Origin of the sequence: Buchnera aphidicola (Sipha maydis) (genome assembly GCF_024029855.1) — a bacterium.
Classification (GTDB): domain Bacteria; phylum Pseudomonadota; class Gammaproteobacteria; order Enterobacterales; family Enterobacteriaceae; genus Buchnera_J; species Buchnera_J aphidicola_BI.
The window spans coordinates 150,915-173,284 of the sequence record NZ_CP097205.1 but is presented as its reverse complement, the minus strand read 5'-3'; the positions used below and the strand labels follow the sequence as shown (position 1 = coordinate 173,284).

Below are 22,370 nucleotides of genomic sequence, written 5' to 3'. Positions count from 1 at the left end.
ATTTCCAATATTTTTAAAGAATTATTTCTTATTTTTTTTTTGTTTTTTTAATTTTTTTTAATATATTTTTCTATTAAAGTTTTAATATAATCTGATTTTGTTCCAAAGACTATTTGAATACCTGAACCAGAAATAAAAACTCCTGATGCTCCTAAAGATTCTAAACTTTCTTTATTTATTAAATGAGAATTTATTACTGTTATTCGTAATCTAGTAATACATGCATCTATATTCGTGATATTATTTTTACCTCCTAAATATTTTATAATTTTTGGTATTTTAATATCTATGTTTTGATTTGATGTTTTATTAAAAATTTTTTCTCTTCCTAATGTTTTTAAATGAAATTTTTTTATTAAAATATAAAATATAATGTAATATAAAAATGTATAAAAAATCCCAACAATTGGAAAAAGCCAAATTTTATGGCTATTTCCACTTAATAAAATAAAATCTATTAATCCATGAGAAAAACTTGTTCCTGCTGTCATTTTTAAAAAAATACATATTGAAAAAGCAAGTCCTGATAATATCGCATGTATAAGATATAATAAAAAAGGTGAAACGAATAAAAAAGAAAATTCAATCGGTTCTGTAATTCCTGTAAGAAACGCAGTTAAAGCAGCAGAAATCATTATTCCACCTACTTTTGTTTTATTTTTTTTCTTTGCAGTTTTCCAAATTGCTAAAGCAGCACCAGGTAATCCATACATTTTAAAAATAAATCCTCCAGAAAGCATTCCAGCACTTTTATCTCCTGCCATATATCTAGCTATATCACCATGAAAAATTTGTCCAGATTTATTTATATATTCTCCAATTTGCATTTGAAAAGGGACATTCCATATATGATGTAATCCAAATGGAACTAATGCACGTTCAACAAATCCATAAATTCCAAAAGCAATAATGGGATTTTGATATGCTGCCCAAATAGAAAATTTTTGTATAACATAACCAATAGGAGGCCAAATAAAAGATAATATTAAACCTAATATAATAGATGATAGTCCTGAAATAATAGGAATAAATCTTTTTCCAGAAAAAAATCCTAAATATTCTGGTAATTGAATTTTATAAAACTTATTAAATAAATAAGCTGCAACTGCTCCAGAAAGTATTCCTCCTAATATTCCCGTATCGTTTAAATTTTTTATAGAATCTTTAATAAAAAATGAATTATGAGAAAAAAATGGAATCATTAAATGAGTAGTTTTTTTCATAATATTATATGATATAACTGCAGCTAATGCTGAAACTCCATCATTTTTTGTAAAACCTAATGATACTCCGATAGAAAAAATTAATGGCATATTTGAGAATATAGAACCCCCTGTTTCTGCCATAATTTTTGAACAAAAATCAGGAATAAATGTAAAGTTTACTGATCCAATTCCTAATAAAATTCCAGCAATGGGTAAAACAGATACTGGGAGCATTAAAGATTTTCCAATTTTTTGAAGATTGGCAAATGAATTTTTGAACATATTTTAACCTTTTGACAAAAAATTATTAATAAAATTAAATTAATCAAAAAAATAAAAAATTTATTTATATTTTTTTTAATTTAAATAATTTAAAAAAATTTTTTTTTGTAATATAAATTAATTTTTCTAAACTAACTTTTTTAATATCAGAAACACATTTTGCGATATATTCAATATAAGAAGGTTTATTTTTTTTCCCTCTATGAGGTACAGGAGTTAAATAAGGAGAATCAGTTTCTAACAGTAAACGATTTAAAGGGATTTTTTTTAATACGGAACGCAGTTGAATAGAATTTTTAAATGTAATCATTCCAGAAATGGAGATATAAAAACCGAGATCTAATATTTTCTTTGCTATTTCGTAATTATCATTAAACGAATGAAAAATTCCTTTTAAAAATCCTTTTTTTTCTGATTTTAAAATTTTTAATATATCTTTTCCTGAGTTTCTAGAATGTATTATTAATGGTTTTTCTAAACTTTTACTAATAGATATATGTTGATAAAGTGATTTTATTTGTAAATTAGATTCTTCTTTTTTATAAAAATAATCTAATCCAGTTTCTCCAATGGCAATTACTTTTTTATGTTGTGATAATTTTTTTAATTTTTTATAAGAGTTTTTTTTTTACAACAATATAATGGATGTATACCGCAAGAATATAAAATATTATAAGGAATATTTTTATACAAGATTTGCATATCTTGAAAATCTTTTATAGAAGTTGCAACGGATAATATCATTTTTATTTTTTTTTTATATGCTTCTTTAAGTGTCTTTAAAATTTTATTTTGAGATTTATTATTATGAATTTTATTAAGATGACAATGTGAATCGATTAAGAACATGGCTTTCCTCTGTATTTTTTTAAAATATTAAAAATGAAAAATATTTTCCCAAAGAATTAATGGTTCTAATAAAATAAATTTTTTATTAACTTTAGCAATATTATTTAGACAAAAAAAGCATTTTTTCCATGAATTTATTATAATATACAAATCTTTAATTTTATTTTTTTTTTGTATTATTTTTATTAGTTTTTTTTGATCGGAATTAATTAATTTTAAATCTTTATCATAATAAAATTTTATGGTATCTAAAACTAAAGAATAAATCCAAAAAACTTTTTTTTTAGTATGATTTGGAAAATAATTTAATAAATTTAATAAATTTTTTTTTTTAATAGATTTTTTAACTTTTTTAAAAAAAAATTTTCGTTCTATCCATAAAGAACTATAAAGAATTTTTTTAGCTAAGAGAGGAGAATTTTCTGATAATTTTAAAGATATAAGTAAATTTTTGGTAGAAAATGTGTTACTTTTTTTTTTTAACCAAATAATTCCTTGTTTTTGGGAAGGAGGATGTATATCATAGATAATACACCTACTTCTTAATGTTTTTTTTAATTTGAAGAAACTATTATATTCTAAAAAAAATAATGTATTTAATGGAGGTTCTTCTAAAATTTTTAGAAAAGAATTTACGGTTGCTTCTGTCAAGCAATGAGTTTTAGAAATCCAAACTATAGTTTTTTTTCCTAATTTTGAAGTATTATAAACTTGATTGATAAAACTTAGAAAATAATCAATTCCGATAGTTTTTTTATGATTTTCTGTATTAATAATATGTAAATCTGGATAATTATTTGATTCTACTAATTTACAGTGTTGACATTCATTACAACTAAATAAGTTTTTAGAGTTAGTACAGAGAATTTTTTTACATAGAAAAAATATCAATTTATTCGATCCTATGTAAATATTAGAACGAATTATAATTGCATGGTGTAATTTCTTATTTAAATATTGCAAAATTATTTTTTTATATTTTTTTTTCAGCCATGGATACAGTTTCATCTTGGTTTTTTAACCATTTGTATAATTTATTTTTAATTATTTTATTTACTTGCTTAATTGTAGAATTTGCATTAATAATTATTTTTTTAGATTGAAAAGATAAATATTTTAAATAACATTTTCTTACTTTTTTAAAAAAATTAATAGATTTTTTTTCTATTCTATCTAATTTTTTTCTTAAAATAGCTCTTTTTATACCAATTTTAGGATGAACATCTAAAAATATTGTTAAATCTGGTTTAATAAAATTATTAGTTATTTTCGTGAGTTGTTTTATTAAATTTTGATTTAAACCTCTTCCTCCACCTTGATAAGCTATAGAAGATAAATTATGACGATCAGAAATAATCCAAGCACCTTGTTTAAATTTAGGATAAATAATATTTTCCATAAGTTGTAAACGAGCTGAATATAATAATAATAATTCAGCATAAATATTTAATTTTTCATCTTTATTTTCAGATTTTATTATTTTTCGAATTTTTTCAGAAATATATGTACCACCAGGTTGTCTAACAATAATTATATTTTTTATTTTTTTGTAAAAAAGTAAATTTCTTATTTTTTTACAAATAGTAGTTTTTCCTGCACCTTCTAATCCTTCTATAACGATAAATTTGTTTTTCATAAAAATTTCAATATGTAATTTTTTTATATTAATTTTATTTTCCAATTATAGAAAAAATATTTTCTTTAATTATTATTTCTAATTTTTTTTATAATACATATATTTTTAATTATTTATTTAAAAAAAATTTTTTTAATAATTTTTTTTTTTAAATTATAAACAATCTTATTTTTTAAATTTTTTTTTCACAAGAAAAAGCAAAGATTGAACTGTATCAATTTTTTCCATTTCTATATCAGAAATATTTATTTTAAATTTATCTTCTATTGTCATAATTAATTCAATCATATCTAATGAATCTGCTTCTAAATCATTTTTAAAAGATTGTTCTTTTTTAATTTTTTTTTTTAAAGATAAACATTTCATAATAATTTTTTTAATTTCTTTACCTATTTTCATAAATTTTCCTAAAATTTTAATTTTTAAAAAATTTTATAATATACATATTCCTCCATTAACATGTAAAGTTTGACCAGTAATATATGATGATTTTTTGGATGCTAAAAATTCAACTATATTTGCAATATCTTGAGGTTTTCCAAATTTTTTCATAGGAATTTTTTTAAGACATTTACGTAATTGTATTTTTGTAAGAGTGTTTAACATTTTTGTTTTGATAAATCCAGGAGAAACTAAATTTACAGTAATTCCTCTCATTGCAACTTCTAGAGCTAAAGATTTAGTAAAACCAATTAATCCTGATTTAGAAGCAGAATAATTAATTTGTCCTGGATTTCCTATGAATCCAGAAATAGATCCTATATTTATAATTCTTCCATAACGATTTTGAATCATTTTTTTTATTATTTTTTTAGTAATATAAAAAACAGATGTTAAATTTATTTGAATTATTTGATTCCAAGATTCATAAGACATTTTTGTTATCAAATTATCTGAAATAACTCCTATATTATTAATTAATATGTCTATATTCGGAATTTTTTTTTTTATTTTTTTTAAAAAAGTTTTAATTGATTGAAAATTTTTAACGTTTAAAACCATTCCGTAACCATTTTTTTTTATTTTTTTTTGAATTTTTAAAGCTCCTTTCTTTGTTCTTGAGGTTCCGATAATTTTATATTTTTTTTTTAAAAATTTTTTTAAAATAGATTTTCCTATTCCTTGACTAGCTCCGGTAATTAATATATTTTTTCTAAATTTTTTCATAATTACTCTTATAAAAATTTTTTATTAATAAAAAATTTTTTTTATATATAATGCATGATATTTTTTTTTATTATTACTTAATTTTGTTAAAAAATTTCCTGTATTCATTTCTAAAAAATATTTTATTTTTTTAGAAATTAAAAAGTTTATTGTATGTTCCCAATAAACTGGTTTGCAAATTTGATTAAATAATGCATGTTTAATATCTTGAGGTTTATATAAAATTTTTACTAAAGTACTATCCATAATGAAATTTTTTGGTTGATGAAAATTAATTTTAGAAAATTTAGAAAACATTTTTTCTTTAATTTCTTTCATTAATGGACAGTGAGAAATGTTTTTTATTGGTAATTTAATGACATGTTTAGCGCCATTTTTTTTACATTGAAAAATTATTTTTTTGGAATATTTTTTTTTCCCGGTAATAATAATCTGATCATGAGAATTAATACAGGCGATAAAAAAATTTTTATTACCAAAATTTTGACAAATTTCTGTTATTATTTTTTCTTTTAGTCCTATTACAGCATACATTATTCCTATTTTTTTTTTCATTAATTTTTGTCTATAGTAAACTATTTTTAAAGCATCTGAAAAAGTTAAAACATTACTACATACTAATGCAGAATATTGCCCTAAACTATGTCCTGTCATTATGTAAGGATATATGCCAATTTTTTTCTTCCATAACTTGTATAAAGATATAGAGATTATTAAAATTTCTATTTGCGAGAAATATTGATATTTGTTTTTTTGGTATGTGTTTTTTAGAAATTTTTTCCATAAGTTGCAATTTAAATATTCAGAAGCTTTAGAAAAAGTTTTTTGAATGATAGTATATTTTTTATGTAATTTTTTTATAATTTTAAAATTTTGAAATCCATGACCTGGAAATATCATTGCAAATTTAATCATTTTTTATTTTTAAATATAATGTTTAAAAAATTAATTATTAAATAATATTTTTTTTCCTTTATAATATCCTTTTTTTGTCATATGATGCCTAATATGAAATTCATTTGTAGTTTTATCTATTGATATATTATTTTTTTTTTTTAAAAAATCATGAGAACGGCGCATTCCTCTTTTTGATCTTGTAGGTTTGCTTTTTTGAACTGCCATTTTTTTTCCTATTATGCATAATAATTTTTATTATTATATATTTAATTTCAAATATTATTCAAGAAATAAATTTTCTTTTCAAAAATATTAAAATATTTTAATTTTTTTGTTAAAAAAAGGAGAAATTTAAAATAATTTTTTAATAATTTTTTTAAATTTTTTATCTAAAGGAGCGGAAATAGTGATCTTTTTTTTAGATATAGGATGTATAAAAGTAATTTTTTTTGCATGCAATAAAAGATTATTATTTTTGTTAAACATGATTTTTTTATCTAAAAATTTTTTTCCATACCTATCATCAAAAACAATTGGATGACCTATATATGCAGCATGAACTCTGATTTGATGCATTCTTCCAGTGCAAGGGACAATAGATATTAAACTAAAATTTAATGTTGTTTTTTTTTTTATAAAAATTGTTTTAGATAGTTTTCCTGTATTATTTACAATTACAATTTTTTTTTTATTTAAAACATTTTTTTTTAATAAAAAATTATTTACAGTTTTTTTCTTAAAAAATACATTTCCATGTACAATAGCAATGTATTCCTTTTGAATATTTTTTTCTCTAAATTTTTTATGAAAATATAGTAAAGAGGATTTTTTTTTAGCAATCATTAAAATTCCAGAAGTATATCTATCTAAACGATGAATTAATTCTAAATATTTTTCTTGCGGCTTTAATAATCTTAAAATTTCAATAATTCCAAAATTAATTCCGCTACCTCCATGAACAGAAATTCCTGAGATTTTATTAATTATTAAAATATGCTTATCTTCATATAAAGTATTTTTTAATATAATTTTACAATATTTTTTATCAATTTTTTTTTTTCGAGAATTTACTTTTTGAATTTTTAAAGGAGGGATTTTAACTATATCTCCGATTTTTAATTTATATTTGGGTTTTACTCTTTTTTTATTTATTCTTATTTTTCCTCGTCTAATTATATTATACAATTTACTTTTAGGAATATTTTTAAATTTTTTTATTAAAAAATTATCTATTCTTTGATAAAGATGCGTTTTATGAATTTTAATAAAACATAGATTTGTTGTTTTTAAAATCATAAGATATCCATTATATAAAAAATTTTATTATTAATATTTATATTTAAAATATTTAATATTAAAAAAAAATTTATTAAATTATATTAAGAGGATTTAAATGAAAAAAATGTTTATTAAAGTCAATACAAAAGAAATTTTTTTTGTTATAGTAAAAAAAAAAAAAATATACAATATTAATATAAATAAAATGAGTTTCAAATCTGTAAACAATATTTACTTATGTAGTTTAAAAAAAATTTCACATAGTTTAGAAGCTATTTTTGTAGATTATGGAGGAAAAAAATTAGGTTTATTACCTTTTAAAAATATTTCTAAAAAATTATTTTCAAATATAAAAATAAATTTTTTTTTATTAGATAAAAATTATTTTATAAAAAATAAAAAAAAAATATTAATTCAAATATTAAAATTAGAAAAAAAAAATAAAGGAGGATTATTAACTACATTTATTACTCTTTTAGGAGTATATGTTATTTTAATTATAAATAAACCTCATATAAGAAAAATATCTAATAAAATTCAAGGAGAAAAACGTAAAAAATTAAAATTTTTAATAAAGTTATTAAAAATTCCAAAAAATATGGGAATAATTTTGCGTACATCTGCTTCTGGAAAGTTAATACAAGAATTACAAAAAGATTGTACGATACAAATAAAAAAATGGAATTTAATATGCAAAAATAGAAAAAATATTTTATTATTAAAAAGCTTGCAAATAGATAATATTTTTATAAATTTACTAAGAGAAATAATTTGTTATAAAATATCTCAAATTATTATTGATAATAACATTTTTTTTATACGAATAAAAAGTTTTCTTATTTTATTTAATCTTTTAGATTATCTTAATAAGATAAAATTATTTAAAAAAAATATTTCTATTTTCCATTATTACAATTTGCAAAATAAAATTTCTGCTATTTTTGATCAAAAAATAAAATTATCATCTAACATATCTTTATATATTGATTTTACTGAAGCTTTGACTGTAATAGATATTAATTCTTCTTCTCTTAAGAATTTTAATACGCTTGAAAATACAGCTTTTAATATAAATTTTTTCATTATTCCTGAAATAATTAGACAAATCCGATTAAAAGATATTGGAGGAATTATAATAATAGATTTTATTTCTATGAGAAAAAAAATAAATAAAAAAATAGTAGAAAAAAATTTTAAATTTCATGCTAAAAAAGAATTTTCTAGAATTATCATAGGAAAAATTTCGAAATTTGGATTATTAGAAATTTCGAGAAGAAAAATTTATAATTTATCATACATAGTAAAAAAAAAAATAATTAAAAAATTATTTTTATTCCGAAAATAATTTTTTATTTTTTATAATATTAATAAATTTCTATATTGATTTACAAAAATAAATAAAAATTTTCTAAATGAATTTTCTAAATATTATTTTTTTAATAAATATTTAAATTCTCTCTGATTTGAATAATTTTATTATTGATACTTAAATTTTTTCTTATTTAAATATTTTATTTTAAGTACCAATAATAAATTTTAAGTTCAGTATAAATTATTTACTTTAGAAATTTTGAATTTTAAAAAATTTTTTTTACTTTTTATAAAATATTTTTATATCAAGTAGATTTTAAAATTTATAAAATTCGAATAATATCTAATAATGAAAATATTCCTAATCCATCAATGTTTAAAAACACATCATTGGCAGAAGAAATAAATACATCTTTGACATGTCCTTTTGTAAAAATTATATTTGGCACAATAGTAGTACTTGTTTTTGCTACAATACTCAAATGATATGTTTTTGGATTTTTATTATCTTTACTAAAATATTTTTTATCAATTTCTTGAGAATTAATTTTAAATATATTTTCACCTTTTTTAGCTGGACCAAGATCTTTTTGAAAAATAATGTTTCTTTGATGATCTGAAATAATTACACGTACTGATTCTACATCTACTGGAAAGCTTGCTCCTATAATAATAGGTGATTTTTCTAAAATTATTTTTGGAATTTTAACTAAAACATCTTTATCTTTAAAGAGTGTATAATTAAAAGTACGTGAATTATTTTCTTGCTTTGTTGTAATTTCTTGATAAGAAAAAAGTGGAGTATTATTTTTATTAAATTGAATTTGAGGGTTTTGAAAAGAAATTTTGTTTTTTTGTTTTCCATATAATTTTTTTTTTTCAAGTCTTTCTATAAAGAAATTAAAAAAATTACTATTTATTTTGTTTGTTGAAAAAATTTCTTTTTTCTGATGGTTTTCAGAACAGTTAATGGTATTTAAATTGTTTAAAATACATTTAAATGGAATTATATTCATTTTTCAACCTATTTATTTTATTTATTTCATTTATGATTTTATATAGAGAATATAAAATATATAGATGAAATTTATTTTCTTTTTTTTAAAATATTTATAAAATATTTTTTTAAAAAAAATATTGAGTTAAAAAATTTTTGAATCACAACATATTATATCTCTTTTTAAAAAATTTGAAATGTATTTTTTATAGAATATTTTTATAAAATAAAATGTTATTTTTGTTTAAGATTAAAAAAAATTAAATTATCTTGATTAATTTTTTTATATCTTATTTTTCTATAATTTTTTTTAAATATATGAATACTGTTATTATAAAGAATGTATGGTATTTTTGTGAAATAAAATTGATATTTTTTAAAAAATTATTATATTATATATGTAATTTCAGTGTACAATAAAATAAAAAAATTTCTATTAATCTAATAAGATTATTGATTAGAAAAATAAATATTAATATATTCTCTTTTAAAGAAATAGATTTTTAATTTTATATATTTTATAAGCTTACAATTTTATTGTATAATACTCTTAATTAAAGAATAATTTTTAGAAAACTAGAATTCATAAAATATATTTTAAAAAAGTTTTTTAAAAAAATGTTTAATACATTTTAAATATAAATAATTTTTTTTCAATATAATTTAAAATTACTTAATAACTTATGTTATGGAGTTTTGAATGAAAAAAAAATATCTTGCATTATCATTTTTATTAGGTACTTTTTGTTCTGTAGCACATGCATCTGAAAAAAATCCTGATCATTTATTTCGTTATGTAGCACAATGTAATATTGAAAAAAAAATTTTTAATCCTATTAATAATATTTTAATAAAAAAAAAGAATACAGATACAAAAAGTTATTCTCAGGAACAAATATCTAGACTTTTTATGGATCATAGATATAACTCATGTATTTCAATAGAGTTGAGTTATGAAGGGCGAAATGAAGTACATGAAGATAAGAATATTAAGAATAAATCAAATGATGTAAATGTAAATAGTTTAGAAGAACAAAAAAAATATGTCAGAAACATGAATAAAAAAAATGATGATGACATAGAAAAAGAATTTGCAAAAGACGATGTAGACCAAAATAATATTCATAAAAATATACCAAAATCTGTTGATGCAAAAATTCCTTCTCCAGAAAAAAAATCTCAACAGTCTAATTCAGAAACTGTCACAAAAAATAGAAAAAATTTTCTTTTACAGAAAAAAATTTTTTTTGAACCTGTAAAGAAAAAGTTTAATAATATTTTTTCTTTATCAACAAAATTTTCATGTCCTACGAGATATCATGTAGATTTATATGCTCGTTGTGGTGTATCTGTAAATATAGTTGAAAATATCACAAAGTATAATAATTTTGTTCAAAAAGTAGAATTTCAGCGCCAAGGTTTTCATCCAGTTTTAGCATGTGGTATAGAATATAAATTTAACAAATATGCTTCAGCTAGCATCGAACTAAAAAAATTATTTATTAATAATAATCCACAAGAAAAGACTTTCCCTAATCCTTCTTTTAAAATCAATCTTTTTTGGACTATATAATAGGTATTTCTACAATGAAATATCTTTTTTTTTAGAATAAAATTTTTATGGATTGAACTATTAAATTTTTTTATTTCTATAAAAAAATATAAAAAATAAAGAACACGAAGTGTATTAGAAATTAATTTTTTCTCTCTTTTTTTAAATTTTATGAAATTTTTTTATTTTAAGAAATTTTATAAATAATAAAATAAAATTTTTATAAATACGAAAAAGAGGGAAAAAAGATTAGAATTTGATGAGTAAAATTTAATAAATTTTATTTTTTAATATAATTTCGTTTGGTATTCTATTTTTTTAGTTTTTTTTTTTTTTTTTTGGAGGGAGAGGGATTCGAACTCTCGGACAATTTCTTGTCGGCGGTTTTCAAGACCGCTGCCTTAAACCACTCGGCCACCCCTCCTTTTATAAAATATAAAATTATTTAAAAAAATATTTTTAAATAATCATATATTATTATATAGTCTATTTTTTATTATGTCAAAAATATGCGCATATATTGGAATAAATTTTTTTTTAAAAATATTATTTTAAAAAAAAAGATTTATTGAAATTTTATCAATATTTGTTATACTATATCAGTATATTTAAAAAAATACAAAAAATAAAAAAAATTTTTGGTGCATTGGCAGATTGGCATTATGCAGCGGATTGCAAATCCGTATAACTCGGTTCGATTCCGAGGTGCACCTGAAAAATTTATTTTATACATATTAGATTATTTATATATTTTTTAAAAATGCCCGAATGGTGAAATTGGTAGACACAAGGGACTTAAAATCCCTCGGTTATTTATAACTTTGCGGGTTCAAGTCCCGCTTCGGGTAAATTTTTTATATAAAATTTTTTATTTAAAACCTTGATATACTGTAAAATTTTTGTTTTTTTTTAAAACTCTATATTTTTGAAAATTTTTTTTAAAATACTTTAAACATGAAATAGAATTGTTTGAAACTATTCTTAGTTCTCCGTTTGGTTTTAAATAAAATTTTGATTCAAAAATTATTTTTTTAATAAAATAGTTAGTTTTTTTAAAATTGTTATGAACTGGTGGATTAGATATAATTACATTAAATTTTTCTTTTATATTTGAATATATATCACTACGTTTCACATGTATTTTTAGTTTATTTAATAAAAATGTTTTTTTACAACAAGATAAAGATGTTAAACAACTTTCAGAGAGAGTTATTTCATTATTTTGCATTATACTTTGAATAGCTATAGATAGAATTCCCGAACCTGAACACAGATCTAATACTTTTTTATTAAAAAATCTATATTTATAGAAAGTAGATATTAATAATTCACTCCCAGAATCAATTTTTTTATAACCAAATACACCTGGTAAAAATTTAATAGGAATATTTTTCCAATAATTTATTTTATAATATGATTTTAAATTAAATAGAAGTTTATGATTTATTTTTTTATAATAAATAATGGATTTTTTCCCATATAAAAATTTTTTAAAATTAATTTCTTTCCTGAAAAAATTCATAAAACTTTTTATTCCGCTTTTATTTTCGCCAACGACGAAAATTTTTTTTTTCTTTGCTAAAGATAAAATTTTTTTTAACTGGAAATAAACTTCTTTTTTATCTTTAGAAAAAAAATAAATAATAGTATTGCATTTTTTGATCATTTTTTTTTTTATTAAAAAGTTTAAAAAAATATTTTTTTTTTTAATTTTTTTAATAAATTTTAAAAAGTTATATTTTTGAATATGTATAATACTTTTTTTTGTTTGTAAAATTTCTGGTAAAGAATCTTGTATATTTCCAGAAAATAAAATTTTTTTATTTAAAAATATTTTTTTATGATCTAAAATTAATTTACTAGGATTGGTTAAATTCAATGCAATCTCCTTTATTTTATTAATAAAATATTCATTTTCTATATTCAAATTTTATAATTTTATTGTACATTTTAAATAAAAGTTTTTAAATTTATTTGTAAGTAAAAAATATGATAAAATTTTATTTAATCGTATAAAAAAATTCAATCTGTCTTAAAAAATAAAATAATTAAAAATAATTATTATGAATATAAAATATGAACAAACACCTATAAAATTCAAGGGAAGTGTATTTACTACTTTGGTTTTATATTTAACTAGTAATAAAATAAATATTATCAGTTATTTTTTAACTAGAGAAATAAAAAAATCACCTGAATTTTTTGAAAATGCTCCAGTAATGATTAATTTATCTTTATTACCAAAAAATTCTAATTGGAATAAAATAAAAGATGTGATCACTTCTCATGGTTTAAAAATTATAGGAGTGGTAGATTGTTACGATTTTTATTTAAAAGATATTATTCAAAAATCAGGATTTCCAATTTTTTCAAATACTAAAAGTTTAATTAATGAAAAAAAAAATAATCAAAAAAGATTTCACAAAAGTATTTTTTATAAAAATACTATTCATTCAGGACAAACAATTTATGCAAAAAATTCAGATTTAATCATTACTAATAATGTCAATGAAGGATCAGAATTGATTTCTGATGGAAACATTCATGTATATGGAAAATTAAGTGGTAGAGCATTAGCAGGCGCCCATGGAGATAATACAAGAAGAATATTTTGCACAAATTTATGTTCAGAATTATTATCTATTTCAGGAGAATATTGTTTAATGGATTCTATTCCAAAAAACATTTTTAATAAATCTGCACAAGTAATTTTTAAAAATGGAATTGTCAATATAAAAAAGTTATAATTATGTTTTTAAAAAATTTATTTTTAAAGGAAAATAAAATTCATGACGCGTATTATTGTTGTGACGTCTGGAAAAGGAGGCGTTGGAAAAACAACTTCAAGTGCATCTATATCAACGGGATTAGCGAAAGAAGGAAAAAAAACTGTAGTTATTGATTTTGATGTCGGATTAAGAAATTTAGATTTAGTAATGGGATGTGAGCGTCGTGTAGTATACGATTTTATCAATATTATTCAAGGAGAATCAACTGTTAATCAAACATTGATTAAAGATAAAAATACAAAAAATTTATTTATTTTACCAGCCTCTCAAACCAAAGATAAAGATTCATTAACATACGAAGGAGTATCTTTAGTTTTTCAAGAATTATTAAATATGAATTTTGATTTTATTATTTGTGATTCACCTGCTGGAATAGAAAGAGGTGCTTTATTAGCTTTATATTTTGCTGACGAAGCAATTATTACAACAAATCCTGAAATTTCTTCTGTACGCGATGCAGATAGAATTTTAGGAATAATTTCTTCTAAATCTAAAAGATCAGAAAATAAACAAAAACCTGTAAAAGAATATTTATTATTAACACGGTATTCTCCTGAAAAAGTTAGTTCTGGAGATATGTTAAGTATGAAAGATGTTTTAGAAATCTTAAGAATTCCATTAATAGGAGTTATTCCAGAAGATTCTTGTGTTTTAAAAGCTTCCAATCAAGGAACTCCGATTATATTAAATTCCAATTCAAATTCAGGAAAAGCATACTCTGATGTTGTAAAAAGATTATTAGGTAAAAAACTTCCACATCGATTTATTAAACAAAAAAAAAATTTTTTTCAACGTTTATTTGGAATGTAAAAAAATGACTTTATTAGATTTTTTTTTATCTAGAGAAAAAAAAACTGCATTTGTTGCAAAAAAAAGATTACAAATCATTATTGCAGAACAAAACAAAGATATTATTCAACCGAATTATATTCCTAAATTAAAAAAAGATATATTAAAGGTAATTTGTAAATATATAAATATTGATCAAAATTCTATCAAAGTACAATTAGAAAAGAATAAAAAAAATATTTCAATATTAGAATTAAATGTTATATTACCAAATTAAAAATATTTTTTATTAAAGAAAAAGTAAAAAAGAAAAATATTTTATAAATTTTATGTTTTTTATATAACTTTATTATTTAAATAATTCGGAAATATTTGTTGTTTTATTTTTCTGTGTGTTTTAATAATTTCCATAGCAAATGGGATTATATCTAATGCTGTTGGATAAATATCAGAAATAAAATTTTTTAAATTAATTTTTTTTAACATGTTTGAATTTATTTTGCCAATAATTTTCCATTTTGTTTGTATTTTTTCAATTTTTTTTATTGCTAATTCGTTAGAAATATATAATTCTTTTTTATGAAGAAAACATTTTTTTTTGTAAAAAGAATATTTTCCCCAATATATATTTTTTTTATTAGCTTGTAAAATAACAATAAAATTGTTATATAATGTTTTTCTTCTTGCATGCTCTGCTAAAATTTTTAATGTAGACACTCCAATTAATGGAATTTTCAATCCAGTAGAAAATCCTTGAGCAATATTAATAGATATTCTAAGTCCTGTAAATGATCCAGGACCTTTAGAAATAGCAAGATAACTAATATCTTTTAAAGAAATAGATTTTCTAATTAGAATTTTGTGAATTATTTTAAGAATGATTTGGCTATGATTATTATAGGAAAACTTCTGTAAAAAATCTATTTCTTGGTTTTTTCTAAGTGCTACAGAACATATTTCATTAGTACTACTCTCAATAGTTAATAATTTCAATTTTTTTTCCAAAATTTTTTAATAAAACTTGATATAATTTATTCATGAACTTCATGAATAAATTATATTTATTATTTTTTTATTTTTTCGTTATTTTTTTTTTTTTTTTTTTGTAATTCTAATTAAATCTATTTTATAATTTTTTACTTTTATAATATTAAAATAAAAAGAAGAAATTTTTATAACATCTCCAGGAATAGGAATAGATCCTTTTTTTTCAAGTAATAATCCTGCTATTGAAGCATGTACTATTTTTTTCTTGATAAATAGTTTTTTACAATTTAAGAATTGTTGTAAAGCATGTAAATTTGTATTTCCTTTTACTAACCAACTATTTTTTTCTTTTACAATATCTGGAGTTTCATCAGAATCTGGAAAATCTCCAGCAATCGCTTTTAAAAAATCTAATGGAGTAATTAAACCTTGTACTATATTAAATTTATTTTTTACAATTATTATATTTCCTCTAGATTTTTTTAATATTTTTAATAAATTAATCGGATTAATATTATCTAAAATAATTATTGGTAAAGTTTTTGATGCGAATTTTATTACATTCTCTTTTTTTTCAAATACAGATAAAAGTTTTTTAGCTTGTATAACACCTATTATATTATCTAATTTTTCTTGGCAAACAGGAAAAATATTATGTGGTGTTTTTAACAATTTTTTTTTAATTTTTGATTCTGGATCATTAATATTAATCCAAGAAATTTCTTCTCTTGGAGTCATAATACTTTTTATAGGTCTTATTGCTAAATTTAAGAGACTATAAATCATATATTCTTCTTCTTTATCAAGAACCATTTCTATCGATGAATTTTTTATATTATTTATTTTATTTCGTAAATGTAAAAATTTTTTATTTTTTTTTGTGCTTTTTAGAATTTTAAAAACTTTTTCTAATATCCTTGTTCGAATTGGTCTGCTATGTTGATATAGAGCAAGATTATATTTAGAGATTTGATTAAAAAATTCAATAAATATTGAAAATCCAACAGCAAAATATAAATAATTTTTTGGAACAATAAGTGTAAAAGATTCTAATATAAGACTTACACCAATCATAACTAAAAAACTTAAACAAACTGCAAAAATTGCACGATATTTATCCATGAATCTTTTTAATGGTTTGGCAACTAACAGCATGAAAAACATTGATATTGTTACTGCAACACTCATTAATATTATGTTATTCATTATGCCAATTGCAGTAATAATAGAATCTAATGAAAAAATTACATCTAATGCAACTAACTGAAAAACTATTGGTAGTAATTTTGAATATTTTTTACTTATTACTTTTCTTTTATCTATATGAAAAGCTTTATTATATAATTCTATAAGAGCCATAGAAGACAAAAATAATCCACCGCAAAAGAAAATTACTTGTCTAACAGAACATGTAATATACGTACTTGAATAAAAAGGGTTTTTGAGCGACGTTGACCAAGAAAGAAAGGATAAAAAAACTATTCTTATACATAGAGATAGAAATAAACCAACAACTCTTGCTTGTTTTCTATATTGCGGGGGTAACTTTTTTACTAGAATAGTCAAAAAAATTAGATTATCCAGACCTAAAACCACTTCAATAATTATTAATACTAATAAATTCATGAAAGTAGAAGGGTCTAAATGTAATCCCATTAAACACTCCATAAAATAAAAAAAGAATTTTATTTAATTATAATATTTTAAATTGGTTAGTAAAATATATTAAATAAATTTAATATATTTAAAAAATTTATTTAAACCTCCGTATTGGATAGACAGAGGTCTTTTAAAAATTTTTATATGCATTAAAAATTTTTAATAAAATTTTCAAAAATTTTTTTTATTAAATTGCAAAAACATTGATAGCTGATGGACCTTTTTGTCCTTCTTGTATTTCAAATTCAACATTTTGCCCTTCAGATAAAGTTTTAAAACCTTCTCCTTGAATAGAAGAAAAATGCACGAAAACATCTTTACTTCCATCTTCTGGAGTAATAAATCCAAAGCCTTTTGCTTCATTAAACCATTTTACTTGCCCTTTAATTTTTGACATATTTACTTTCCCTTTGAAATGCATTTCTTAAAAATATTTATATAAACTTATAAAATTTCTTTATGATATTAATCATTTAAGAAATTTAATAAAAATTTTTTTTATAAAATATTTATCATAAGTTTTTCATTTTTTTTATTTATTTTAATATCATAGAGGATTTTTCATGAAAAAACAATGTTTAACCAAACGTCTTTTTTTTATTAAAATATTTTATATATTTTATAAAAAATTCCATTGTTTATAAAAAATTTTATAATCACATATATTTTTTTTTATTTAATGCTTGTATTCTAACATTTATTGGTGGATGTGTTGAAAAAAGATCTAGAAATGAATTTATTTTTCCATTAATACATAGAGCATGAACATTTTTAGGTTCATTTGATAAATCTGTATAATTTTGTAAAGATTTTAAAGCAGAAATCATATTTTTAGTGCTAGATAATTTAGCCGCACTTGCATCTGCATAAAATTCTCTTTTTCTAGAAAACCACATAGTAATACAACTTGCTGCTATTCCAAAGATTAATTCTAGAATAAACGTTAAAATAACATAATCTGTTTTATTTTTATTTGATGTTGTATCTGATTTTAAAAATATGTTACAAATTATATAAGCAATACCACGAGATAAAAATATTGTAAAAGTATTTACAACACCTTGTATTAAAGTCATCGTTACCATATCACCATTCGAAATATGAGACATTTCATGAGCGATAATAGCTTCTATTTCTTTTTTATTCATATTTTTTAATAACATAGAAGAAATAGCGATTAAAGAAGAATTTTTTGAATATCCTGTAGCAAAAGCATTAACACTTTCAGAATCATATATTGCAAATTCTGGATTTGAAACATTTAATCGTAAAGATTGTTTTTTAATTATTTTTAAAACCCATTCTTCTAGTTCATTTTTTGGTTCAGTAATTATTTTCCCTCCGACTGTAAACAAAGCAATTTTCTTAGATAGTAAAAGAGATATAATTGATCCAGTAAAACCGGTTATAATTGTTGAGCATATAATATATAATAAACTGCGATTATGCAGTCCAAATAAAACAGATAAAATAAACAAAAGAATTATAATTGAAAAGTTTGTTAATAAAAATAAAAAAATTCGTATCATAAATTTTCCTTGTAAAAAAAAAAAAAAAAAAAATATCCCCAATATTTATTTTAAAAAAAAATTCTTATAATTTTTTTGTACAATAAAAATTGTAATTTTTTCTAATTATATCATATATATTTAATATAATATTTTTATAAACATTGTCTATTAAAAAGTTTTTTAATTATAAGATTATTTTTAAGTATTTATTTTTGTATATCACATCATATTAATATTTTATAAAATGAATTAATTTATTTTAACAAATTATTTTATTCCAACTTTTATTATTTTTCTTTAAAAGATTACTAGAAGCTTTTGGTCCCCAAGTACCTGCTTTATATAATTCTAATTTAGATTTATTATTTTCCCAAGCATTTAAAATTGAGTCTATCCATTTCCATGAAGCTTCTATTTCATTTCTGCTAACAAATAAAGATTGTATACCTAAAAAACATTCTAATAATAATCTTTCATATGAATCACATAAACGAAATTTTTTAAAACTTTTTTTATAATCAAATTTTAATTTCACTTCTCTTAATTTATAATTAGAATCTAATCCAGGAATTTTATTTATAATAAAAATATCTATACCTTCGTTAGGTTGTAAGCGAATGACGATTTTATTTAATGGAATATTATTGATTTTCTCTGAGAATAAATAATTTACAGGTTTAAAATAAATAACTATTTCAGAATGTTTAATTGGTAATCTTTTACCTGTCCTTAAGTAAAAAGGTACTCCATTCCATTCTTTATTATCTATATTAGCTTGAATTGCAATAAATGTTTCTGTATTGCTATTTTTAATAGCTCCTATTTCATCTATATATCCTGGAATTTTTTTTCCTTGATAAAATCCTTGAGTATATTGACCTCGCACTGTATAAAGATTTACATTTTTTTTATTAATCATCCTTAATGATCGTAAAATTTTTAATTTTTCTTTTTTAATAGTATCTGCTTTTAAATTATGAGGAGGTGACATAGCAACAATTGATAATATTTGCAGTAAATGATTTTGAACCATATCTCTAGTTTGTCCTATTTTATCGAAATATCCCCATCTTCCTTCTATACCAACTTCTTCTGCAACTGTAATTTGTACGTGATCTACAGTATTTTTATTCCAATTATTAAAAAAAATCGAATTATAAAATTTTAGTGCAATTAAGTTTAATATAGTTTCTTTTCCTAAATAATGATCTATTCTAAATATTTGTTTTTCTTGAAAATAATTTCCTACTATATTATTAATTTTTTTTGAAGTTTTTAAAGAATTTCCAACAGGTTTTTCTAAAATTACTCGATCTTGAGAAGAATTAAATTTATATTTTCCTAAACCTTTACAAATTTTTCCAAAAGTATTTTGAGGCATTGCAAAATAATGAATAATATTTTTTTTTTTTTTAAATAGAATTTTTTTCAATTTAGAAAAATGGGATATGTGATTAACATCAATATTACAAAAATATAATCTTGATTTAAATTTTTTCCAGATTTTTTTTATAATTTTTTTATTCAAAAATTCTTTGATAGAAGATTTAACTATTTTTCTATAATCTTTTTTCTTCCATTCTGCTCGCCCTACTCCAATGATTCTCGTATTTTCAGAAAGTTGATTTAATATTTCTAACTGATATAAAGAAGGGATCAGTTTTCTTTTAGATAAATCTCCTTTTGCACCAAAGATAACTAAATCATATGATATTTTTTTTTGAGAAAACACTATTTATTTCCTATTTTTAAATTTTTTACTATTTTTTTAGTAAAATTTTTTTTTAATTAAATTATATTATATATTATATATAGACTTTATTATTTGATAATATAATATTTATATAAAAATAATCATTAGAAATTATATTTTTATATTTAAATCAATTTTTAAATTAAAAATTTTTAAAATTTGTATAAAAAATTTTTTTAATATTTTTGTATTAAAAAATATTTTAATAGCTTTAAAGGTTATTTATAATGAAAAATAGTATAAGAAGAACAAAAATTGTTGTAACTTTAGGACCATCAACAGATTCTGATAAAGTTTTAAAAAAAATTATTTTATCTGGAGCGAATGTTTTAAGGTTAAATTTTTCACATGGAACAGAAAAAGAACATTATGAAAGAATTTCCAAAGCGATAAAAATTATTGAAGATACAAAAAAAAATGTAGCTATTTTAGGTGATTTACAAGGACCTAAAATTAGAATATCGAAATTTATACACGATCAAGTATATTTAAAAAAAGGAAACTTATTTACATTAGATTATAAGTATAAAAATAAATTAGGAAATAAAAACAAAATAGGTTTTAATTATAAAAATTTACCTTTAGATTTAAAAATTAATGATATTTTATTATTAGATGATGGTAGAATTCAGTTAATCGTTTTAAATGTTAATCACTTAAAAATTTTTACAAAAGTTTTAATAGGAGGTTTATTAAAAAATAATAAAGGAATTAATAAATTAGGAGGAGGATTGAACGCTGGATCTATTACAAAAAAAGATAAAAAAGATATATTAATTGCATCTAAAATTCGAATAGATTATTTAGCTATTTCTTTTCCAAAATCCGCAAAAGATTTAAAAAAAGCAAAAAAATTAATGCATAAATCTGGCAGTCAAGCAAAAATAATTGCAAAAATTGAAAGAGCAGAAGCGGTTCAATCTGATCAAGTAATAGAAGAAATAATATTAGAATCCGATGCAATTATGGTTGCACGCGGTGATTTAGGTATTGAAATTGGAGATGCTGAGTTAGCTGGTATGCAAAAAAAATTAATTAGAACAGCAAGAAGATTAAATAGAGTAGTTATTACTGCAACTCAAATGATGGAATCTATGAATTTTAATCTTATTCCAACCCGTGCTGAAGTTATGGATGTTGCAAATGCTGTTTTAGATGGAAGTGATGCTGTAATGCTTTCTTCAGAGACAGCTTCTGGGAATAATCCAGTTGAAACTGTTAGAGCAATGGCAAAAGTTTGTCAGGGTGCTGAAAAAGTTCCTAGTATAAATATATCTAAGCATCGTATTAATATTTCTTGTGATAGTATTGAAGAAATTGTTTCTATGTCTGCTATGTATTCAGCGAATCATTTAAAAGGAGTAAAAGCTATTATTACTATGACTGAATCAGGAAGAACAGCTTTAATTACCTCAAGAATTAGTTCTGGATTACCTATTTTTGCTTTATCTAAAAATAAAAAAACTTTACGTTTAACATCTTTATATCGAGGTGTGACACCAATTTTTTTTAATACAAAAAGTAAAGGTTTATTAGCTTCACAAGAAGCAATTAAATTATTATATAAAAAGAAATTCTTAAAACTTCATGATATAGTTATTATTACACAAGCAGATGTGAGAGGTGTGACTGGAAATACTAATACTAGTAGAATATTAGTGGTAAAGAATTTAAAAAATGTTTAAATATATAAAATTTTTTATTGAAT

23 protein-coding genes and 3 tRNA genes are annotated in these 22,370 nt (G+C 20.3%); 8 read left to right on the top strand and 18 right to left on the bottom strand.

All coding sequences use genetic code 11. The annotated features are described in order from the left end of the window. Positions 1 to 47 precede the first annotated feature (47 nt). From ptsG to M3Y47_RS00710, 10 genes are all read right to left on the bottom strand, one after another. Complete coding sequence (gene ptsG, locus M3Y47_RS00755) at positions 48 to 1,487, bottom strand: PTS glucose transporter subunit IIBC (protein ID WP_252839581.1); 1,440 nt, start codon at positions 1,485 to 1,487, stop codon at positions 48 to 50. Positions 1,488 to 1,551: 64 nt separating this feature from the next. Beyond that, a complete protein-coding gene (locus M3Y47_RS00750; RefSeq protein ID WP_252839633.1) occupies positions 1,552 to 2,058 on the bottom strand; it encodes a TatD family hydrolase in 507 nt (168 codons plus the stop codon). Positions 2,059 to 2,090: 32 nt separating this feature from the next. Then, positions 2,091 to 2,336 (bottom strand): TatD family hydrolase, encoded by a 246-nt coding sequence (locus tag M3Y47_RS00745; protein ID WP_252839580.1) that lies wholly within the window; start codon positions 2,334 to 2,336, stop codon positions 2,091 to 2,093. 27 nt (positions 2,337 to 2,363) lie between these two features. After that, complete coding sequence (locus M3Y47_RS00740) at positions 2,364 to 3,344, bottom strand: DNA polymerase III subunit delta' C-terminal domain-containing protein (protein ID WP_252839579.1); 981 nt, start codon at positions 3,342 to 3,344, stop codon at positions 2,364 to 2,366. Beyond that, the gene (gene tmk / locus M3Y47_RS00735; RefSeq protein WP_252839578.1) at positions 3,310 to 3,972 is read right to left on the bottom strand and encodes a dTMP kinase; all 663 of its coding nucleotides are present in this window, start codon (positions 3,970 to 3,972) and stop codon (positions 3,310 to 3,312) included. Before tmk ends, M3Y47_RS00740 begins: the two co-directional genes overlap by 35 nt. A 165-nt stretch (positions 3,973 to 4,137) precedes the next feature. Beyond that, positions 4,138 to 4,371: an acyl carrier protein gene (locus M3Y47_RS00730; RefSeq protein WP_252839577.1), complete on the bottom strand. Its 234-nt coding sequence runs from the start codon at positions 4,369 to 4,371 to the stop codon at positions 4,138 to 4,140. A gap of 33 nt (positions 4,372 to 4,404) precedes the next feature. Further along, entirely contained in the window at positions 4,405 to 5,139 is a 735-nt protein-coding gene (gene fabG / locus M3Y47_RS00725) for a 3-oxoacyl-ACP reductase FabG (protein WP_252839576.1), read from the bottom strand. A 24-nt stretch (positions 5,140 to 5,163) separates the two neighbouring features. Then, positions 5,164 to 6,054, bottom strand: a complete 891-nt coding sequence (locus M3Y47_RS00720; RefSeq protein WP_252839575.1) for an acyltransferase domain-containing protein — start codon at positions 6,052 to 6,054, stop codon at positions 5,164 to 5,166. 30 nt (positions 6,055 to 6,084) lie between these two features. Next, positions 6,085 to 6,261: a 50S ribosomal protein L32 gene (gene rpmF / locus M3Y47_RS00715; protein ID WP_252839574.1), complete on the bottom strand. Its 177-nt coding sequence runs from the start codon at positions 6,259 to 6,261 to the stop codon at positions 6,085 to 6,087. A 126-nt stretch (positions 6,262 to 6,387) separates the two neighbouring features. After that, a complete protein-coding gene (locus M3Y47_RS00710) occupies positions 6,388 to 7,332 on the bottom strand; it encodes an RluA family pseudouridine synthase (protein WP_252839573.1) in 945 nt (314 codons plus the stop codon). 97 nt (positions 7,333 to 7,429) lie between these two features. Here M3Y47_RS00710 and M3Y47_RS00705 point away from each other — a divergent pair, with 97 nt between their 5' ends. Continuing rightward, entirely contained in the window at positions 7,430 to 8,659 is a 1,230-nt protein-coding gene (locus tag M3Y47_RS00705; protein WP_252839572.1) for a ribonuclease E/G, read from the top strand. Positions 8,660 to 8,948: 289 nt separating this feature from the next. Here the strand turns inward: M3Y47_RS00705 and M3Y47_RS00700 are convergent, their stop codons facing one another. Then, positions 8,949 to 9,641: a hypothetical protein gene (locus tag M3Y47_RS00700; RefSeq protein ID WP_252839571.1), complete on the bottom strand. Its 693-nt coding sequence runs from the start codon at positions 9,639 to 9,641 to the stop codon at positions 8,949 to 8,951. A 681-nt stretch (positions 9,642 to 10,322) separates the two neighbouring features. Between M3Y47_RS00700 and M3Y47_RS00695 the strand changes: the two genes are divergently transcribed. Next, the gene (locus M3Y47_RS00695) at positions 10,323 to 11,195 is read left to right on the top strand and encodes a hypothetical protein (protein ID WP_252839570.1); all 873 of its coding nucleotides are present in this window, start codon (positions 10,323 to 10,325) and stop codon (positions 11,193 to 11,195) included. 318 nt (positions 11,196 to 11,513) lie between these two features. Here M3Y47_RS00695 and M3Y47_RS00690 read toward each other — a convergent pair. Then, positions 11,514 to 11,598, bottom strand: a tRNA-Ser gene (locus tag M3Y47_RS00690). A gap of 216 nt (positions 11,599 to 11,814) precedes the next feature. Between M3Y47_RS00690 and M3Y47_RS00685 the strand changes: the two genes are divergently transcribed. Further along, positions 11,815 to 11,887: transfer RNA gene (locus M3Y47_RS00685), tRNA-Cys, on the top strand. A 49-nt stretch (positions 11,888 to 11,936) separates the two neighbouring features. Further along, positions 11,937 to 12,022: transfer RNA gene (locus M3Y47_RS00680), tRNA-Leu, on the top strand. 20 nt (positions 12,023 to 12,042) lie between these two features. On the opposite strand, the gene M3Y47_RS00675 is transcribed toward M3Y47_RS00680, so the two are convergent. Next, on the bottom strand, positions 12,043 to 13,053 hold the full coding sequence (locus M3Y47_RS00675) for a methyltransferase (RefSeq protein ID WP_252839569.1): 1,011 nt from the start codon (positions 13,051 to 13,053) through the stop codon (positions 12,043 to 12,045). Between the two features lie 184 nt (positions 13,054 to 13,237). Here M3Y47_RS00675 and minC point away from each other — a divergent pair, with 184 nt between their 5' ends. Genes minC through minE form a run of 3 tightly spaced genes read left to right on the top strand, consistent with a single transcriptional unit; the run spans position 13,238 to position 15,029 of the window. Continuing rightward, positions 13,238 to 13,921 (top strand): septum site-determining protein MinC, encoded by a 684-nt coding sequence (gene minC, locus M3Y47_RS00670; protein ID WP_252839568.1) that lies wholly within the window; start codon positions 13,238 to 13,240, stop codon positions 13,919 to 13,921. Between the two features lie 42 nt (positions 13,922 to 13,963). After that, the gene (minD, locus tag M3Y47_RS00665; RefSeq protein ID WP_252839567.1) at positions 13,964 to 14,773 is read left to right on the top strand and encodes a septum site-determining protein MinD; all 810 of its coding nucleotides are present in this window, start codon (positions 13,964 to 13,966) and stop codon (positions 14,771 to 14,773) included. Positions 14,774 to 14,777: 4 nt separating this feature from the next. Next, positions 14,778 to 15,029 carry a cell division topological specificity factor MinE gene (minE, locus tag M3Y47_RS00660; RefSeq protein WP_252839566.1) on the top strand — a complete coding sequence of 84 codons (252 nt, stop codon included), beginning with the start codon at positions 14,778 to 14,780 and terminating at the stop codon, positions 15,027 to 15,029. Positions 15,030 to 15,088: 59 nt separating this feature from the next. Here minE and tsaB read toward each other — a convergent pair whose 3' ends face one another. The 5 genes from tsaB to zwf all read right to left on the bottom strand — a co-directional run bounded on the left by tsaB (position 15,089) and on the right by zwf (position 20,644). Continuing rightward, a complete protein-coding gene (gene tsaB, locus M3Y47_RS00655; protein WP_252839565.1) occupies positions 15,089 to 15,745 on the bottom strand; it encodes a tRNA (adenosine(37)-N6)-threonylcarbamoyltransferase complex dimerization subunit type 1 TsaB in 657 nt (218 codons plus the stop codon). 90 nt (positions 15,746 to 15,835) lie between these two features. Then, positions 15,836 to 17,407: a TerC family protein gene (locus M3Y47_RS00650; RefSeq protein WP_252839564.1), complete on the bottom strand. Its 1,572-nt coding sequence runs from the start codon at positions 17,405 to 17,407 to the stop codon at positions 15,836 to 15,838. Positions 17,408 to 17,585: 178 nt separating this feature from the next. Next, positions 17,586 to 17,795 carry a transcription antiterminator/RNA stability regulator CspE gene (cspE, locus tag M3Y47_RS00645; RefSeq protein ID WP_252839563.1) on the bottom strand — a complete coding sequence of 70 codons (210 nt, stop codon included), beginning with the start codon at positions 17,793 to 17,795 and terminating at the stop codon, positions 17,586 to 17,588. A gap of 259 nt (positions 17,796 to 18,054) precedes the next feature. Beyond that, positions 18,055 to 18,927 (bottom strand): protease HtpX, encoded by an 873-nt coding sequence (gene htpX / locus M3Y47_RS00640; protein ID WP_252839562.1) that lies wholly within the window; start codon positions 18,925 to 18,927, stop codon positions 18,055 to 18,057. A gap of 241 nt (positions 18,928 to 19,168) precedes the next feature. Continuing rightward, positions 19,169 to 20,644, bottom strand: a complete 1,476-nt coding sequence (gene zwf, locus M3Y47_RS00635; protein ID WP_434475817.1) for a glucose-6-phosphate dehydrogenase — start codon at positions 20,642 to 20,644, stop codon at positions 19,169 to 19,171. 245 nt (positions 20,645 to 20,889) lie between these two features. Here zwf and pyk point away from each other — a divergent pair, with 245 nt between their 5' ends. After that, positions 20,890 to 22,347: a pyruvate kinase gene (pyk, locus tag M3Y47_RS00630; RefSeq protein WP_252839560.1), complete on the top strand. Its 1,458-nt coding sequence runs from the start codon at positions 20,890 to 20,892 to the stop codon at positions 22,345 to 22,347. Positions 22,348 to 22,370: the final 23 nt, after the last annotated feature.

Coding starts and splice junctions, on each gene's coding strand:
- ptsG (WP_252839581.1), bottom strand. CDS start 1,487: ATGTTCAAAAATTCATTTGCCAATCTTCAAAAAATTGGAAAATCTTTA.
- M3Y47_RS00745 (WP_252839580.1), bottom strand. CDS start 2,336: ATGTTCTTAATCGATTCACATTGTCATCTTAATAAAATTCATAATAAT.
- M3Y47_RS00740 (WP_252839579.1), bottom strand. CDS start 3,344: ATGAAACTGTATCCATGGCTGAAAAAAAAATATAAAAAAATAATTTTG.
- tmk (WP_252839578.1), bottom strand. CDS start 3,972: ATGAAAAACAAATTTATCGTTATAGAAGGATTAGAAGGTGCAGGAAAA.
- M3Y47_RS00730 (WP_252839577.1), bottom strand. CDS start 4,371: ATGAAAATAGGTAAAGAAATTAAAAAAATTATTATGAAATGTTTATCT.
- fabG (WP_252839576.1), bottom strand. CDS start 5,139: ATGAAAAAATTTAGAAAAAATATATTAATTACCGGAGCTAGTCAAGGA.
- M3Y47_RS00720 (WP_252839575.1), bottom strand. CDS start 6,054: ATGATTAAATTTGCAATGATATTTCCAGGTCATGGATTTCAAAATTTT.
- rpmF (WP_252839574.1), bottom strand. CDS start 6,261: ATGGCAGTTCAAAAAAGCAAACCTACAAGATCAAAAAGAGGAATGCGC.
- M3Y47_RS00710 (WP_252839573.1), bottom strand. CDS start 7,332: ATGATTTTAAAAACAACAAATCTATGTTTTATTAAAATTCATAAAACG.
- M3Y47_RS00705 (WP_252839572.1), top strand. CDS start 7,430: ATGAAAAAAATGTTTATTAAAGTCAATACAAAAGAAATTTTTTTTGTT.
- M3Y47_RS00700 (WP_252839571.1), bottom strand. CDS start 9,641: ATGAATATAATTCCATTTAAATGTATTTTAAACAATTTAAATACCATT.
- M3Y47_RS00695 (WP_252839570.1), top strand. CDS start 10,323: ATGAAAAAAAAATATCTTGCATTATCATTTTTATTAGGTACTTTTTGT.
- minC (WP_252839568.1), top strand. CDS start 13,238: ATGAATATAAAATATGAACAAACACCTATAAAATTCAAGGGAAGTGTA.
- minD (WP_252839567.1), top strand. CDS start 13,964: ATGACGCGTATTATTGTTGTGACGTCTGGAAAAGGAGGCGTTGGAAAA.
- minE (WP_252839566.1), top strand. CDS start 14,778: ATGACTTTATTAGATTTTTTTTTATCTAGAGAAAAAAAAACTGCATTT.
- M3Y47_RS00650 (WP_252839564.1), bottom strand. CDS start 17,407: ATGGAGTGTTTAATGGGATTACATTTAGACCCTTCTACTTTCATGAAT.
- cspE (WP_252839563.1), bottom strand. CDS start 17,795: ATGTCAAAAATTAAAGGGCAAGTAAAATGGTTTAATGAAGCAAAAGGC.
- htpX (WP_252839562.1), bottom strand. CDS start 18,927: ATGATACGAATTTTTTTATTTTTATTAACAAACTTTTCAATTATAATT.
- pyk (WP_252839560.1), top strand. CDS start 20,890: ATGAAAAATAGTATAAGAAGAACAAAAATTGTTGTAACTTTAGGACCA.